Source organism: Mesobacterium pallidum (assembly GCF_019966535.1).
GTDB lineage: Bacteria > Pseudomonadota > Alphaproteobacteria > Rhodobacterales > Rhodobacteraceae > Mesobacterium > Mesobacterium pallidum.
Genome location: NZ_JAIMID010000004.1, coordinates 147064 through 162193 on the forward strand (window position 1 = coordinate 147064; position 15130 = coordinate 162193).

Here is a 15130-nt window from a genome sequence, read left to right on the forward strand (position 1 = left end):
CTGAACCGTGTTCAGGCGGGCGCCCGGCGCCCGCCTTGCGCGGTCACAGCAGGACCAGCTGCGAGACGTGGGCCGCCATGCCAACCAGCGCGGCGTAATCGTCCTCGACCACGTGCACCGGGAAGGCGGCGAGATAGTCGGAAAAGCGTCCCTTGTCGCGGAACGCTGCCTCGAACCCCATGCGCTCGGCGTGCTGGGCGGCCGCGCGGGCCATGCCGCCGACCATGTAGATCCCGCCGAAGGGCAGATGAACCAGCGCCAGGTCCCCGGTCGCATTGCCCAAAAGCCGCACGAAGGTCTCGAGCGCCTTGTAGGATGTCGGCTCTGCGTCCCAGGTCGCGAAGATCCCCGCACTGTCAAGCGGCGCGCCCGGATGCCCTTCGGACAGAAGCCAGCCGTGGACCTGGCCCAGGCCGCGGCCCGAGAGCGCCTCTTCGACCGACGGAAAGCCGTGCCGCTCGGCCAGCCAGGCGGCGAGGCGGGCGTCGTCGGCATTGCGCTGGGGCAGGGTGACATGGCCCGATTCCGAGGCCGGCACGATGGTGCCCTGCGGCCCCTCGAGCACCAGCGCGGCGTTGAAGCCCGTGCCCACGTTGACCACCATCCGCGCTGCCGGGCCCGCGGCCGGGCTGCCCGCGCGCAGGGTCGTCAGCGCCTCGGGGCCCAGGTGGCCGACCGAATGGCCCATCGCCTGCATGTCGTTCTGGATCGACACGGTCGCGGCGCCGGTCAGCGCGGCGATCTCGGCGCCATCCACCACCCAGTCAAGGTTGGTCAGCTGGCCCACGTTGTCCTTGACCGGCCCGGCCAGGTCGACGCCGACGGCGACGGGTTCGGGGCTGCCGGCCTGCGCGAGGTAGGCCGACAGGATCGACACGATCCCGTCATGTTCGGCATTGCGGAACCGCTGGATGGTCTGGCGCTGCAACACCGCCCCCTGCGACAGGGCAACGCGCGTGTTGGTGCCGCCGATATCGGCCAGCAGGAACAGGGGGCCTTCGGTCATCGCGCTCTCCCAAGGCTTGCGAACGGGTCCGACCCCAGCTTTAGGCGTTGACGCGCGACGGCGCAACAGGCGCCGGACCGATCGAGGCCCCGTCGATGTAATCGATTACCATGAGGGAATTGCGATGCGGCTGCCGGGGACGCTCGACCCTGTCGATCAGAAGGTGCGCCAGGTGATGCCCCGCCGCCCGGACCGAGGACCGCATGGCGGCAAAGGACGGCGCGGTCGCGGGCCCGTCGCCGAGATAGGTCAGCGCATCGTCGAAGGTGATCAGCGACACGTCGCGCCCCAACGCGAGGCCAGCCTGCGACAGGGCGCGCTGCACGCCCATGGCGGTGACGCTCGAGGCGGTGAGATAGGCGGTGGGCGGGTCCTGCAACGCTTGCATCTCGGCCACGGCCTGCAGGCCTGCGGCAACGGTCATGGCGCCCGACCGCATCAGCGCGGGGTCCGGCGTGACGCCATGTTCGGTCAGCGCCGTCCTGTAGCCGTCGCGCCGCGCCTCGGCAAAGGCCATCGCCTCGTCCCCGTTGACCAGCGCGATGCGGCGATGCCCCAGCGCCAGCAGCTTGCGCGCCGCCTGCTGGAACGCGCCGAAATTGTCCACGTCGACCCAGGTGTAGCTGTCCGCGTCCATGTCCGGCATCCGACCGTGCACCGCGTAGGGCAGGCCCAGTTGGTCCAGCACCGCCGGCCGGGTGTCCCCGCGCCGCGGGCCCTGCACGACCACGGCGTCGACGGCGCTGCGGCGTTTGAGCTTGGCATAGGCTGCCTCTTCCTCGCCCGCGCCGACGACGGTCAGCAGCAGCTCATAGCCGCGGCTGGCATAGACCTCCCCGGCGCCGGCCAGGAAATCGCCGAAGATCGGGTTCACCATCTCGTCCGAGGCCGAGGTCGTCAGCACATGCGCCACCTGGAAGGCGCGGCCCGTCGCCAGCCCCAGCGCCCGGGCATTGGGCGTGTACCCATGGGCCTTCGCCGCCTCCTGCACCCGTTTTCGGGTGGCTTCGCTGACCTCGGGATAGCCGTTGAGCGCACGGCTGACGGTGGTCTGCGACACCCCCAGCAAATCGGACAATTGCTTGAGATTCATGCGGGAAACCGGCCTTTCGATTGCTTGACCAAAGCGTAAGGAGGCAACACGCCTGCGTCAATCGCCCGCAGCTGAACCGTGTTCAGCGCGTTCTCGCCCAATGTTTACCTTATGTTCTCACTTTTTGGTTGGCCGAGCCGGGCAGGCGGGTTATCTGTGGCGCTGTCCAAGCCCCGGGGTGTCTGTCATGGCCGAACAGAAGTTCATCGAAGTGCGCGGCGCGCGCGAACATAACCTGAAAGGCATCGACGTCGACATCCCGCGCGACCAGCTGGTGGTGATCACGGGGCTGTCGGGGTCGGGCAAGTCGAGCCTCGCCTTCGACACGATCTACGCCGAGGGGCAGCGCCGCTATGTCGAGTCGCTCAGCGCCTATGCGCGGCAGTTCCTCGACATGATGGAAAAGCCGGACGTGGACCATATCAGCGGTCTCTCCCCGGCGATTTCCATCGAGCAGAAGACGACGTCCAAGAACCCCCGGTCCACCGTCGGCACGGTGACCGAGATCTACGATTACATGCGCCTGCTCTATGCGCGGGTCGGTACGCCCTACAGTCCCGCGACCGGCCAGCCCATCGAGGCGCAGCAGGTGCAGGACATGGTCGACCGGGTGATGGAGATGCCCGAAGGCACGCGCGGCTACCTGCTGGCGCCGATCATCCGCGACCGGAAGGGCGAGTATCGCAAGGAATTCCTCGAGCTGCGCAAGCAGGGCTTCCAGCGCGTCAAGGTGGACGGCGCATTTTACGAGCTGGACGAGGCGCCCAAGCTCGACAAGAAATACCGCCACGACATCGACGTGGTGGTCGACCGGATCGTGGTCCGCGAGGGGATGGAGACACGTCTGGCGGATTCCTTCCGCACCGCGCTGGACCTGGCGGATGGCATCGCGATCCTCGAAACCGCGCCGAAGCCCGAGGAGGGCGAGCCGGAGCGCTTTACCTTCTCCGAGAATTTCGCCTGTCCGGTCAGTGGCTTCACCATCCCCGAGATCGAGCCGCGGCTGTTTTCCTTCAACGCGCCCTTCGGCGCCTGCCCCGATTGCGACGGTCTGGGGGTCGAGCTGTTCTTCGACGAACGGCTGGTCGTGCCCGACGTGACGCTCAAGGTCGAGGATGGCGCCATTGCGCCCTGGCGCAAAGGCAAGTCGCCCTATTTCCTCCAGACCATCGAGGCAATTGCCAAGCACTACGGATTCAACAAGAAATCGCGCTGGAAGGACCTGCCGGAAGAGGCGCAGAAGGTCTTCCTCTATGGTTCCGGCAAGGAGGAGATCCCGTTCCGCTACGACGAGGGCGGGCGCGTCTACCAGGTCACGCGGCCCTTCGAAGGGGTCATCCCCAACATGGAGCGGCGCTACCGCGAGACCGATTCCAGCTGGGTCCGCGAGGATTTCGAGCGCTTCCAGAACAACCGCCCCTGCGGCACCTGCCACGGCTACCGCCTGCGCGAGGAAGCGCTGGCGGTGCAGATCGGCCCCGCCAAGGACCCGGCCAAGCGCCTGCATGTCGGCCAGGTGGTGCAGATGTCGATCCGCGAGGCCTTCGACTGGTGCAAGGAGGTGCCGGACCACCTGACCGCGCAGAAGAACGAGATCGCCCGCGCGATCCTGAAAGAGATCCGCGAGCGGCTTGGGTTCCTGAACAACGTCGGGCTTGAATACCTGACCCTGTCGCGCAATGCTGGCACGCTGTCGGGCGGCGAAAGCCAGCGCATCCGGCTGGCGTCGCAGATCGGCTCGGGTCTCACCGGGGTGCTCTACGTGCTCGACGAGCCCTCCATCGGCTTGCACCAACGCGACAACGACCGTCTGCTGGGCACGCTGAAATCCCTTCGGGATCAAGGCAATACGGTCATCGTGGTCGAACATGACGAGGAAGCGATCCGCGAGGCGGATTACGTCTTTGACATCGGTCCGGGCGCGGGGGTGCATGGCGGGCGGGTCGTCTCGCACGGGACGCCGGCCGAGATCACGGCCGATTCCGCCTCGATCACCGGGCAATACCTGTCGGGCGAGCGCGAGATCGCGGTGCCGGCGGTGCGGCGTGATGGCAACGGAAAGAAGATCACCGTGGTCAAGGCGAGCGGCAACAACCTGCGCGATGTCACGGCCGAATTCCCGCTGGGCAAGTTCGTCTGCGTGACGGGCGTGTCGGGCGGGGGAAAGTCCACGCTGACGATTGAAACGCTGTTCAAGACCGCCTCCATGCGGCTGAACGGCGCGCGGCAGACGCCGGCGCCCTGCGAGACGATCAAGGGGCTCGAACATCTCGACAAGGTGATCGACATCGACCAACGGCCGATCGGGCGGACGCCGCGGTCGAACCCGGCGACCTATACCGGGGCCTTTACCCCGATCCGCGACTGGTTCGCCGGGCTGCCCGAGGCCAAGGCGCGCGGCTACAAGCCCGGGCGGTTCAGCTTCAACGTCAAGGGTGGCCGCTGCGAGGCCTGTCAGGGCGATGGCCTGATCAAGATCGAGATGCACTTCCTTCCGGATGTCTACGTCACCTGCGAGACCTGCCAAGGCCAGCGCTACAACCGCGAAACCCTGGAAATAAAGTTCAAAGGCAAGAGCATAGCCGACGTTCTTGATATGACGGTTGAAGATGCGCAGGACTTCTTCCAGGCGGTGCCGAGCATCCGGGAAAAGATGGATGCGCTGATGCGCGTGGGACTGGGTTACATCAAGGTCGGCCAGCAGGCGACTACGCTTTCGGGCGGTGAGGCGCAGCGGGTCAAGCTGTCCAAGGAGCTGGCGCGGCGGTCCACCGGGCGCACGCTCTACATCCTCGACGAGCCCACCACGGGCCTGCATTTCGAGGATGTGCGCAAGCTGCTCGAGGTGCTGCACGAGCTGGTCGAGCAGGGCAACACCGTGGTGGTGATCGAACACAACCTCGACGTCGTCAAGACCGCCGATTGGCTGGTCGATATCGGCCCTGAAGGCGGTGATGGCGGCGGAGAGATCGTGGCTGTCGGCACGCCCGAGGACGTGGCGAACGAGCCGCGCAGCCACACCGGGCACTACCTCAAGCCGATGCTCGACGCGCGCAAGGTGGCTGCGGAATGACAAACGGGGCGGCGGGATGATCCGCCGCCCCGTCGCGCGTCACGCGAGGGTCAATAGACGGCCGCGTCAGCCGAGGTTGAGGCCCGGTGCCAGGGCCGCGATGCGCAGGAGTTGCAGCATCTCGTAGATCCGGCTGGGCACCTCGTAGATGTCGCCGTCCATCGCGGTGTAGTAATGATCCGGCCGCGGCTCGGGCAGGTCGTAGAGGTCGAGCAGTCCGACATGGCTGCGCTGGTCGCGGAGGTCGATCTCGCTCACCTCATAGACTTCCACCTCGTCGAGGGTCTGCAACTGGCGCAGCTGTCGCCAGTCGTCTTCGTCCAGCAGCAGCGGGCGGCCGTCGATCACCGCGTAGCGCTGACCGGCCGGCGCGGGGTCGAGGTCGAAGACGTCGATGATCCGCTGCTGCGACAGGATCGACACGCCGTCCGGCACGCCGTCGATGTCGGGATTGCGTTCGACCCAGCCGTCATACTCGGTCCAGCGGTCGATCAGGGCAAGGCGGATGGTCTCTTCGTCCTCGTCCAGCCACTCGGCCGCGACGTTCTGCTTGTCGACCTGGCCCGGCGGGACGCAGGGCACGGCCTTCTTGGCCAGTCCCGGCGGGCAGTCTACCAGCACTTCGGAAAGGCCCACGGTGCCCAGGGTCGCCAGCGGAATGCCAAACGTCGCGATGCGGGCCAGGCGGTCGCCATCCCTGCGCAGCACCACAGTATCGGTGTCGCGCTTTTCGATTACCCGCACATCGGCATCGCGCCGGTCGATCACTTTCACATCGGCGTTGCCAGCGGCCTTTTTGGCCTGGCCCGGCGGCACTTTGACGGCGGCATTTCCATTGCCGCGCGCCTTGATCTTCTTCTTGGCATGGCCCTTGGCCTTGCCATTTCCGTTGCTCTTGACCTCGACCACCGCTCCGTCCGGCGCCGAAAGCGCGGGCATGGCAATGGGCGAGGACCCGGCCAGGTTCGGCAGGGCGGTGAGGGGCAGGGCGAGCGTTCCCGTCATCAGGACGGCTAGGGCGCGTTTCATCGGACAATCCTTCTGTTCATCGACAGATCAACGAACGCGGAGAGGAACTGTTCCGAAGGGGGGCTGCGGACCGCGCATGGCCCGCCGCGCCGGCGTCACTTCTTGATCGGGCAGGTGGACATGCCGAAGAGGGAATAGAGCGGGCAGGTGGCCATCAGGCCCGTCGCAAGCGGGATGATCCCGATCAGGTACAGCCAGCTGTAAGCCCCGCCCATGTTGAGGAAAAAGCCGAGGATCAGCGCGAGGCCAACCACGATCCGCAGGATCCTGTCGATGCTGCCAACGTTGGTCTTGAACATGTGTCTTGCTCCGGTTTGCGCGGGCTATCTGCCCGCATCACGAGGGCAGTTAACCATGCGAATCCCGCACCGTCTGTGACCTGGATCACATTGCGGGGGCGTCCGAGAGGCGGCGCAGGGCCTCGTGGTCCAGAACCTCGACCGCGCCGCGCCCCAGCCGCAGCGCGCCCTGCCGCGCCAGCGCATCCAGCCGGCGCGAGACGACCTCGCGGGCCGAGCCGATGGCAGTGGCGATCTCGGCATGGGTGGCGGCGATGTGGCCGGCCTCGGCCCGGTCCAGCAGGAAGCGCGCCAGCCGCGCCTCGACCCGGTCAAAGGCCACGCTTTCGACAAGGGCCATCATGGTCTGCACCCGCCGGGCAAAGGCGCCGAAAACGAAGGTGCGGAAGGCCGGGTCGTCCTGCATCAAAGCCAGGAAGGGGCCGCGCGGGATCAGGACGACCGAGGTGTCGCGCCGGGTGACGGCGTGGCCGGTGTAGCTGTCTTCGCCCAGCAGGCCCAGCGTGGTCTGGATGCAACTTTGCCCCGGCTCGACCGCGTAGAGCAGGATCTCGCGCCCGGCGGCATTGGCGAGGAAGACGTCGATCCGGCCAGACAGCACGATGACAAAGCCCTGCACCGCGTCGCCGGGGTGAAAGAGCGTCGTTCCGGCAGGCACCTGCTGCGGGATCAACTTGTCAAGCCGGGCGCGGCTGGCGGGGGCGAGCATGTCGAAGGGGGCGGCGTCGGTCCAAGTCATGGCGGCAGAATGGCGGGCCGCGCCGGGCGAGGAAAGCCCCGGCGGCGTCCCTGCGACGTCATGCGCCTGCCCGATTTCCGCGGCAACCTGCGGCCATTGACCTTGGAGAATGGGCATGAAGTCGATCATACTGGCCGCGGTCCTTGCCGCATCGCCGGCCGTGGCGGGGCAGCCGATCAGCGAAAGCCTGTTGGAATGCGCGGCGCTGTTCGACAGTTCCAACCGCTGGTTCCCGGAGCGGGCGTCGAGCCCCAAGGCGCGCAAGATCCAGGCGGTCACGGACGCGCTGCTGGGCGAGGCCGAACGGGTCGCGCAAGAGGAAGGGCGCCGCGAAGTGGTCGCCTACATGACCCAGGTCTGGCACGCCAAGCAGGACAGCTGGGACGCCAGGGGCAAGTTCTACATGTTCACCGATGACGGCCAGGACTGGTTCGCATATTGCGCCAGCCTTGCCCGTCACCGGGGCCTCGACCTTTCGGCCGCGGCGGATTAGCCGCGCCCGCGTTTTTCGAACCGCGGCAGCATGGCCGAGAAATCCTTTCCCTTGCCATCCTCGTCCTCGACAAAGCGGCGGTAGAGGTCCAGCGCGGCCTGGCCCATGGGCGTGTCGGCATCAACCGCCTCGGCCGCCATCTGCGACAGGCCAAGGTCCTTGAGCATCAGTTCGGACGCGAATCCGGGCTTGTAGTCGCGGTCGGCCGGGCTTTCGGGGCCGACGCCGGGCGCCGGGCAATAGGCGTTCATCGACCAGGAATAGCCCGACGAGGTCGAGACCACGTCGAACATCGCCTCGCGCGACAGGCCCAGCTTGTCGGCCAGCGCAAAGGCCTCGCAGGTGGCGATCATGGTGACGCCGAGGATCATGTTGTTGCAGATCTTGGCCGACTGGCCGGCGCCGGCCTCTCCGCAATGGACGGCCTTCTGGCCCATGATCTCGAACAGCGGCCTGGCCTTGGCGAAGGCGGGCTTGGAGCCGCCGACCATGAAGGTCAGCGTGCCGCCCGTGGCCCCGCCGACCCCGCCCGACACGGGCGCGTCCAGCGACAGCAGCCCGGCGGCCTTGGCCTGGTCGGCCACGGCGCGTGCGCTGTCCACGTCCACGGTCGAGCAATCAAGCAGCACGGCGCCCTTCTGCATGGCCGGGATCACCTCTCCGGCGACGGCGCGCAGGATCTGGCCATTGGGCAGCATGGTGATCACCACATCCGCGCCCTTGGCCGCCTCGGCCGCGCTTGCGGCAGGGGTGACCCCGTCGATGCTCACGTTCTGGGTGTCGAACCCGGTCACGGCATAGCCGGCATTGGCCAGGTTGGCCGCCATCGGCCCGCCCATGTTGCCAAGACCGATGAATGCGATTTTCAATCCGTCCTCCACGAAACTCAACTTCCTCTCTCCCAATGGGGCCAGCATCTTTTCGACGTCTTCGGCCGGTACGTTGTTGATGCGATGCATCCAGGTCGGGTTGCGATCCTTGTCGATCAGGGTCGCGCGGACGCCTTCCAGGAAATCGCTGTGCGCCATCGCGCGCGAGGTGAACCGGAACTCCATCTCGAGCGCGCGGCGGATCGTCAGGTCGGGGCCCCGCAGCCGGCGGATCGCCTCGAGCGTGCAGGCCATGGACAGGGGCGAGTTGCGGGTCAGCGCCTTGGTCGTCTCGTCCGCGAAATGGGTGTCCGAGGCGGCGAGGCTGGCAAAGATCTCGGCCAGTGAGCCCTTGGAGAAATGCTGGTTCACCTCGTCCATCACCGCGCCCAGCGAATTGGCGGGCGGGGTCTTGGCATTGCGCACCACCAGGCTGAAATCGCCGGTCTTCTCGATCGCCTCGATCAGCTTGGGCCAAAGGGCGTGGGGCACGAAAAGATCGGCAAAGCCGGCGAACATCGCGGCGCCCGGTCCCATACGCTTGCCGGTGAGGCCAAGGTATTCGCCAAGGTGCCCCGGCGCCTGGGCCAGCACATGGGTGCCGCCGACGTCCGGGATCAGGCCGATGCCGCATTCGGGCATGGCGATCTGCGTGCTTTCGCAGACGATCCGGTGCGAGGAATGGCAGCCCAGCCCCACGCCGCCGCCCATGCAGAAACCCTGGATGAAGGACAGGAAGGGCTTGGGGTAATCCGCGATCTTGGCGTTCAGCCGGTACTCGTCGCGCCAGAACTGCTCGGCATAGCCGGTGTCTCCGGCGCGGCCGGTGTGAAAAAGTTTGGCGACATCCCCGCCGGAACAGAAGGCGCGGTCGCCTTCGGCATCCAGCAGGACGGTTTCCACGCCGTCATCGTGCAGCCAGCCGTCGAGGGCCTGTTCGATCTGCAGGCACATGTCGTAGCTCAGCGCGTTCAGCGCCTGCGGGCGGGTCAGGGTGATGCGGCCGATACGTCCGACCTTGCGAATGGAAATGTCGGACATCAGCCACGCTCCGCGAGCAGGCTGCGGGAAATGATGAGGCGCATGATTTCGTTCGTTCCTTCCAGAATCTGGTGAACCCGAAGGTCGCGCACAATCTTTTCGATTCCGTAATCGGCAAGATATCCGTAACCGCCGTGCAGTTGCAGGCAGCCGTTGGCGACATCAAAGGCCGCGTCGGTGACCATCAGTTTCGCCATGGCGCAGAACTTCGTCGCGTCGGGCGCGCCCTGGTCCAGCTTCCACGCGGCCTGGCGCAGGAAGGTGCGGGCGGCCTGCAGCTGCGTCTCCATCTCGGCCAGCTTGAACTGAAGGGCCTGGAACTGGTCGATGGTCTTGCCGAAGGCTTTCCGTTCGCCCATGTAGGCCAGCGTCAGGGTCAGCGCCTGCTGCGCGCCGCCCAGGGCACTGGCGGCGATGTTCAGCCGCCCGCCGTCGAGGCCGGCCATGGCGTAGACAAAGCCGCGGCCTTCGTCGCCCATCAGGTTCTCGGCGGGGATACGGCAGTCGTCGAACTGCACCTGGGCCGTGGGTTGCGACCGCCAGCCCATCTTGTCTTCGAGCCCGCCGAAGGACAGGCCCTCGCTGCCGGCCTCGATCACCATGGCGCTGATCCCCTTGGGGCTATCGTCGCCAGTGCGGACCATGGTCAGGTAGCAATCGGAATAACTGCCGCCCGAGATGAAGGCCTTGGTGCCCGAGAGGCTCCAGCCCTCATTGGTCTTTTCGGCCCGCGTGCGCAGGGCAGCGGCGTCTGAACCCGATCCCGGCTCGGTCAGGCAGTAGGAAAACACCTTCTCCATGCTGCAGAGATCCGGCAGCCAGCGCGCCTTGTCTGCGGCGCTGCCGAACTTGTCGATCATCCCGCCGCACATGTTGTGGATCGACAGGAAGGACCCAACCGAGGGGCAGGCCATGGCCAGCGCCTCGAAGACCAGCGTCGCGTCGAGCCGGCTGAGGCCCGATCCGCCGTGCTCTTCCGAGACGTAGATGCCGCCCAGCCCCAGCGCCGCCACCTCGGGCCAGAGGTCGCGCGGGATGGTCCCGGCCTGCTCCCATGCCCGCGCATGCGGGGCGATCCGGTCCTGGCCGAAGTCATAGGCCATGTCGAAGATCGCGGATTGCTCCTCGCTCAGGGCGAAATCCATGGGCTCCTCCTTCCCCTGTCGTCGCGGTACCGTGCTACGCCCGGCACCCGCGCCTAGCAAGAGCCGGTATCGACGCAGAGGCAAGAGGATGTTTCGCCAATTGGTCCTGCATTTTCGCAAGATTGATGGCGCGGACGGGGGCGCTGCCCCCGCCGTCACCTGCGGTGCCGCCCCCGAGGTATTTGGAAAACAATGAAGGAGCGGGTGCGCCCCTGCCTTCATTGTTTCCATAAATACCTCCGCCGGAGGCATCGCGGCGGCGCCCCCTCGTGGGGCGGCGTCGGGATACATGACCCGGTCAGATGATCTCGAACCGGGTCACGTCGACCATGCCGCGGTCCGTCAACTTCAATGCCGGGATGACGGGCAGGGCGAGGAAGGCGAGTTGCAGGAAGGGTTCTTGCAACACCACGCCCAGGGACTTGGCGGCGGCGCGCAGGACTTCCAGTGATGTCTCGACCGTCTCGAAATCCTCGAGGCTCATCAGCCCGGCGACGGGCAGGGCGAGCTCGGCCAGGATCTCTCCGCCGGCGGCGACGCAGAAGCCGCCCTCGATCTCGGTCAGGCGACGGGCGGCAAGGGCCATGTCGTCATAGTCGGCGCCGACGCAGGCGATGTTGTGGTGGTCATGGCAGACGGTCGAGGCGATGGCCCCGCGGGTCATCCCGAAGCCGCGCACGAAGCCGGTGCCGACGTTGCCGTTCTTGCCGTGCCGTTCGATCACCGCGATCCGGGCGAGGTCGCGGGCCGGGTCGGGGCGCTTGTCGCCATCGGTGATGGGGATCTGCTCGGTCAGGTGCTCGGTGATGATCTTGCCTTCGAGGATGCCGATGACCGGCGTGTCCTCGTGGTTGCCGGCGTGTCGGAAGGTGCGGGCGGTGATCCTGGGCGCCGCGACGGAGTTCCGGCCTATGGGCGGCAGGTCCCCCCGCGCGGCGAAGGCGGCGGCGTCGGCCAGCCGGCCCGCGCACCAGACCGCCTGCGCATGGCAGCCCTCGAGGCTGTCCACCGCCACGATGTCCGCCCGGTAGCCCGGCGCGATCATGCCGCGATCCCGCAGCCCGAAGGCCTGCGCGGCCGAGAGCGACGCCGCGCGGTAGGCGGCAAGCGGTGAGGTGCCAAGCGCGATCAGCTCGCGGATCATGTAGTCGAGATGGCCGTGTTCCGCGATGTCCAGCGGGTTCCGGTCGTCGGTGCACAGGCACATGTAGGGGCTCGTCGCCTCGGTCAGCAGCGGTTGCAGCGCGTGCAGGTCCTTGGAGACGGACCCTTCGCGGATCAGCACCCGCATGCCTTTTTGCAACTTTTCGCGCGCCTCTTCGGCGGTGGTCGCCTCGTGCTCGGTCCGGATGCCGGCGGCGGCATAGGCGTTGAGGTCCCGCCCCGAAAGCTGCGGGCAATGGCCGTCGACATGGCCACCCTCGAAGAGCCGCAGCTTGTCCATGGCGGCCGGGTCGCGGTGGATCACGCCGGGGTAGTTCATGAACTCGGCGAGCCCGATGCCCGAGGGGTGGCCCATGAGCGCGGCGATGTCGTCGGCCGTCAGCTCGGCGCCCGCTGTCTCCATATCCGTCGAGGGCACGCAGGAGGAAAGCTGCACGCGCAGGTCCATCACCGTGCGCTCGGCCGCGTGCTGGAACCAGCGGATGCCCGGCGCGCCGATCACGTTGGCGATCTCGTGCGGGTCGCAGATCGCGGTCGTCACCCCGCGCGGGGTGACGCAGCGGTCGAATTCAAAGGGCGTGACGAGGCTGCTTTCGACGTGCAGGTGGGTGTCGATGAAGCCGGGCACCAGCGTCAGGCCCGTCACGTCCACCACCTGCGCCCCGTCGTAGTCGGCCCCGATCCCCACGATGGTGTCGCCGCAGATCGCCACGTCGCCCGGGATCTTCTCGCCCGTGACGACGCAGAACACGGCGCCCCCGCGCAGGACGAGGTCGGCCGGGGCGTCGCCCCGGGCCTGGGCGATGCGGGTCTCGAGATCTGCCATGGGCGGGGTCCTTCTGCGGGCGGCGTTACCGCCAGCAGAGACCTTTTTGCCCCGAAGGTCCAGAGCGGTTCAAAGACCGACAATCCAGGGCGTCACCTCGGCCACGGTCACGTCTTCGACCAGGATCATGTCGCCCCATATGTTGGCGATCAGCGCGCCATCGGCCGTGTCTGTGAGCGTGACGTTGACGTCGCCGTCCAGCTGGATCTCGTCGATGCCGGCCTCGAAATCGGTAATGACGTCGAAACCCGAGTTGTTGCGGTCGTCGCGGAACTCCCACACGAAGGTGTCGGCGCCGCTGCCGCCGGTCATGGTGTCGTTGTCCGAACCCAGGGCGGCATTGCCCGAGGCCAGGAATTCGTCCTTGCCGTCCCCGCCCTCCATCAGGTCGTCGCCGGTGCCGCCGTCAAGCCGGTCATCGTCGCCCGCGCCGTAGAGGGAATCGTTGCCGGCATTGCCCGCCAGCCGGTCGCCGCCGCCCTCGCCGTAAAGCATGTCGTCGCCGGCATCGCCAAAGGCCTCGTCGTCCGAGTCGCCGGCGTGGATCGTGTCGTTGCCATTGTCGCCATGGATGGAATCCATCCCGTCGCCGGTGCTGATGAGGTCGCCGCCGGCACCGCCGCCGACCGTATCGTCGTCGGTGGCCAGAACGGTGGCCGTGGCCACGCCCGCGTCGATGGTATCGGCGCCGCCACCGCCCTTGACCGAATCGTTGCCCAGCCCCGCGACGATGGAATCGCGCCCGGCATGGCCCAGGACCGTGTCGTCGCCGCCATTGGCGACCAGCGTGTCATGGCCGCGAAACCCGCGCATCAGGTGGCTGCCGTTGTCGTCCACGAGGTAATCGTTGCCCGAGGTGCCGGTCAGGTTCGGGTGGATCGTCACGGTCACGGTCGTGGTGGCCGGGGCGGTGCCGTTGGTGGCGGTGTAGGTGAAGACATCCGTGCCGATATAGCCCGGTGTCGCGGCGTAGGTGAGCGTGCCATCGGCCTCGACCGTGACCGTGCCATGGGCCGCGGCGCTGGTCCCGGTGATGGTGAGCGGCGTTCCGTCCGGGTCCAGGTCATTGGCCAGCACGTCGATGCTGACGCTGCCGCTGGCGGTGACCTCGGCCGTGTCGGCGGTGACGAGCGGCGCGCCCAACTCGGTGTTCAGCAGCACGTCTTCCAGCCCGAAGTCGGCCAGCGAAAACCCCTTGAGCGTCAACGTCGTGCCGCCGGGCAGGGTGAGCGTGACGTCAAGGCCGGCCTGAACGGCGTTCATCACGGCGTTGAACCCCTCGAGCCGGGTGAAGGCCGACAGGTCGATCACGTCGGTGCCGTTCTCGAAATCCATCACCGTGTCATGGCCGTCGCTCGGGTTGAGGATGAAGGTGTCGGCCCCGCCATCGCCGCGCAGCAGGTCGTCGTCCAGCCCGCCCGACAGCGTGTCCGCACCCCAGCCGCCGCGCAGGTCGTCGCGGCCCGAACCGCCACGGATGTCGTCGCGACCCGAGCCGCCTTCGCAGGTGTCGTCGCCCGAGCCGCCATCGACCACGTCGTCGCCGCGCAGCCCGCGCAGGCTGTCGTCGCCGCCATTGCCGTAGATGCCATCCTCGGTCTCGGTGCCGTGGATGTCGTCGTCGCCCTCGGTGCCTTCATGGGTGACATGGCCGCAGGACTTGGCGATGGCCAGCCGCACCGCGTCGGAAAAGTTCGACGAGTTCGCGGTCAGCTCGACCACCGCGCCGGTGCCCAGATCCGCCACCAGCGCCTCATAGGTCGCCCGCGTCGCCGCGGTGACCGAAAAGACGGGAAAGATGTTAGCGGCCGCCAGCGCCGCGGCGACCATGGCGATGGACGGGTAATCTTCGCCCAGGCCGCCGCCGTCGAGCACCGCGTCGCCGTTGTTGGTGCCGGCCGAGGCGAAATCGCCCTCCTGGTGAAAGCCCGCGTCGGTCGAGAGCATGACGATGCGCTTGGTGCCCTCGCGGTAGCCCAGTTCGGTCGTGCGCAGGGCGACCTGCAAGAGGCCCGACAGCTGCGCCTCGAAGCCGTCTGCGCCCGAGCGGGTGGTCAAGGCCTGCATGGCCGCGATCACCGCGTCGTTGTCCGAGGTGACGGCCAGGTGCGTCTGGTAGACGTAATCGGTGGTCGCGCCGAAGGGGCTGATCGGCTTGTCGATGAAGCTCGCGACGCCGAAATCGGCAAAGGGGTCGATATCCTCGACCGTGGCGATCACGTTGCTGATCTGGGCCTTGAGGATCGGCAGATCGTCCGCGTAGGAGCCCGACAGGTCCTGCAGGAAGATGAAGTCGAGCGTGGCGCAGGTCGTGTTGAGGGACATCTGCATACTCCGGTTGGTTGCGCGGCGT

General features: G+C 67.2%; 11 protein-coding genes and 1 pseudogene. 2 read left to right on the top strand and 10 right to left on the bottom strand.

Features of this window, described 5'->3' with window-relative positions:
- Nucleotides 1-43: 43 nt before the first annotated feature.
- Nucleotides 44-1006, bottom strand: a complete 963-nt coding sequence (locus MF270_RS07820) for a glucokinase (protein WP_238365317.1) — start codon at nucleotides 1004-1006, stop codon at nucleotides 44-46.
- Between the two features lie 40 nt (nucleotides 1007-1046).
- A complete protein-coding gene (locus MF270_RS07825; RefSeq protein ID WP_336246003.1) occupies nucleotides 1047-2084 on the bottom strand; it encodes a LacI family DNA-binding transcriptional regulator in 1038 nt (345 codons plus the stop codon).
- A 202-nt stretch (nucleotides 2085-2286) separates the two neighbouring features.
- Here MF270_RS07825 and uvrA point away from each other — a divergent pair, with 202 nt between their 5' ends.
- Nucleotides 2287-5172 (top strand): excinuclease ABC subunit UvrA, encoded by a 2886-nt coding sequence (gene uvrA / locus MF270_RS07830; RefSeq protein ID WP_238365319.1) that lies wholly within the window; start codon nucleotides 2287-2289, stop codon nucleotides 5170-5172.
- A gap of 66 nt (nucleotides 5173-5238) precedes the next feature.
- Here the strand turns inward: uvrA and MF270_RS07835 are convergent, their stop codons facing one another.
- The 3 genes from MF270_RS07835 to MF270_RS07845 form a co-directional block, all read right to left on the bottom strand.
- Nucleotides 5239-6201: a hypothetical protein gene (locus MF270_RS07835; protein ID WP_238365320.1), complete on the bottom strand. Its 963-nt coding sequence runs from the start codon at nucleotides 6199-6201 to the stop codon at nucleotides 5239-5241.
- A gap of 95 nt (nucleotides 6202-6296) precedes the next feature.
- The gene (locus MF270_RS07840) at nucleotides 6297-6500 is read right to left on the bottom strand and encodes a YgaP family membrane protein (RefSeq protein ID WP_238365321.1); all 204 of its coding nucleotides are present in this window, start codon (nucleotides 6498-6500) and stop codon (nucleotides 6297-6299) included.
- A gap of 85 nt (nucleotides 6501-6585) precedes the next feature.
- Complete coding sequence (locus tag MF270_RS07845; RefSeq protein WP_238365322.1) at nucleotides 6586-7239, bottom strand: Crp/Fnr family transcriptional regulator; 654 nt, start codon at nucleotides 7237-7239, stop codon at nucleotides 6586-6588.
- A gap of 115 nt (nucleotides 7240-7354) precedes the next feature.
- Between MF270_RS07845 and MF270_RS07850 the strand changes: the two genes are divergently transcribed.
- Nucleotides 7355-7732: a hypothetical protein gene (locus MF270_RS07850; RefSeq protein WP_238365323.1), complete on the top strand. Its 378-nt coding sequence runs from the start codon at nucleotides 7355-7357 to the stop codon at nucleotides 7730-7732.
- Here the strand turns inward: MF270_RS07850 and mmsB are convergent.
- The 5 genes and pseudogenes from mmsB to MF270_RS07870 form a co-directional block, all read right to left on the bottom strand.
- Nucleotides 7729-8601 carry a 3-hydroxyisobutyrate dehydrogenase gene (gene mmsB, locus MF270_RS28345; RefSeq protein WP_336246004.1) on the bottom strand — a complete coding sequence of 291 codons (873 nt, stop codon included), beginning with the start codon at nucleotides 8599-8601 and terminating at the stop codon, nucleotides 7729-7731. The genes MF270_RS07850 and mmsB overlap by 4 nt on opposite strands.
- A 75-nt stretch (nucleotides 8602-8676) precedes the next feature.
- Nucleotides 8677-9642: pseudogene (locus MF270_RS28350) on the bottom strand (enoyl-CoA hydratase/isomerase family protein); the annotation flags it as partial.
- Nucleotides 9642-10787 carry an acyl-CoA dehydrogenase family protein gene (locus MF270_RS07860; protein WP_238365325.1) on the bottom strand — a complete coding sequence of 382 codons (1146 nt, stop codon included), beginning with the start codon at nucleotides 10785-10787 and terminating at the stop codon, nucleotides 9642-9644. The pseudogene MF270_RS28350 and the gene MF270_RS07860, both read right to left, overlap by 1 nt.
- A gap of 298 nt (nucleotides 10788-11085) precedes the next feature.
- The gene (gene ade / locus MF270_RS07865; RefSeq protein ID WP_238365326.1) at nucleotides 11086-12777 is read right to left on the bottom strand and encodes an adenine deaminase; all 1692 of its coding nucleotides are present in this window, start codon (nucleotides 12775-12777) and stop codon (nucleotides 11086-11088) included.
- A gap of 69 nt (nucleotides 12778-12846) precedes the next feature.
- Nucleotides 12847-15102: an Ig-like domain-containing protein gene (locus MF270_RS07870; protein ID WP_238365327.1), complete on the bottom strand. Its 2256-nt coding sequence runs from the start codon at nucleotides 15100-15102 to the stop codon at nucleotides 12847-12849.
- Nucleotides 15103-15130: the final 28 nt, after the last annotated feature.

What these genes read in the sequence shown, in the direction of transcription:
- MF270_RS07820 (WP_238365317.1), bottom strand. Translation starts at nt 1,006, where the DNA reads ATGACCGAAGGCCCCCTGTTCCTGCTGGCCGATATCGGCGGCACCAAC.
- uvrA (WP_238365319.1), top strand. Translation starts at nt 2,287, where the DNA reads ATGGCCGAACAGAAGTTCATCGAAGTGCGCGGCGCGCGCGAACATAAC.
- MF270_RS07835 (WP_238365320.1), bottom strand. Translation starts at nt 6,201, where the DNA reads ATGAAACGCGCCCTAGCCGTCCTGATGACGGGAACGCTCGCCCTGCCC.
- MF270_RS07840 (WP_238365321.1), bottom strand. Translation starts at nt 6,500, where the DNA reads ATGTTCAAGACCAACGTTGGCAGCATCGACAGGATCCTGCGGATCGTG.
- MF270_RS07845 (WP_238365322.1), bottom strand. Translation starts at nt 7,239, where the DNA reads ATGACTTGGACCGACGCCGCCCCCTTCGACATGCTCGCCCCCGCCAGC.
- MF270_RS07850 (WP_238365323.1), top strand. Translation starts at nt 7,355, where the DNA reads ATGAAGTCGATCATACTGGCCGCGGTCCTTGCCGCATCGCCGGCCGTG.
- MF270_RS07860 (WP_238365325.1), bottom strand. Translation starts at nt 10,787, where the DNA reads ATGGATTTCGCCCTGAGCGAGGAGCAATCCGCGATCTTCGACATGGCC.
- ade (WP_238365326.1), bottom strand. Translation starts at nt 12,777, where the DNA reads ATGGCAGATCTCGAGACCCGCATCGCCCAGGCCCGGGGCGACGCCCCG.
- MF270_RS07870 (WP_238365327.1), bottom strand. Translation starts at nt 15,102, where the DNA reads ATGTCCCTCAACACGACCTGCGCCACGCTCGACTTCATCTTCCTGCAG.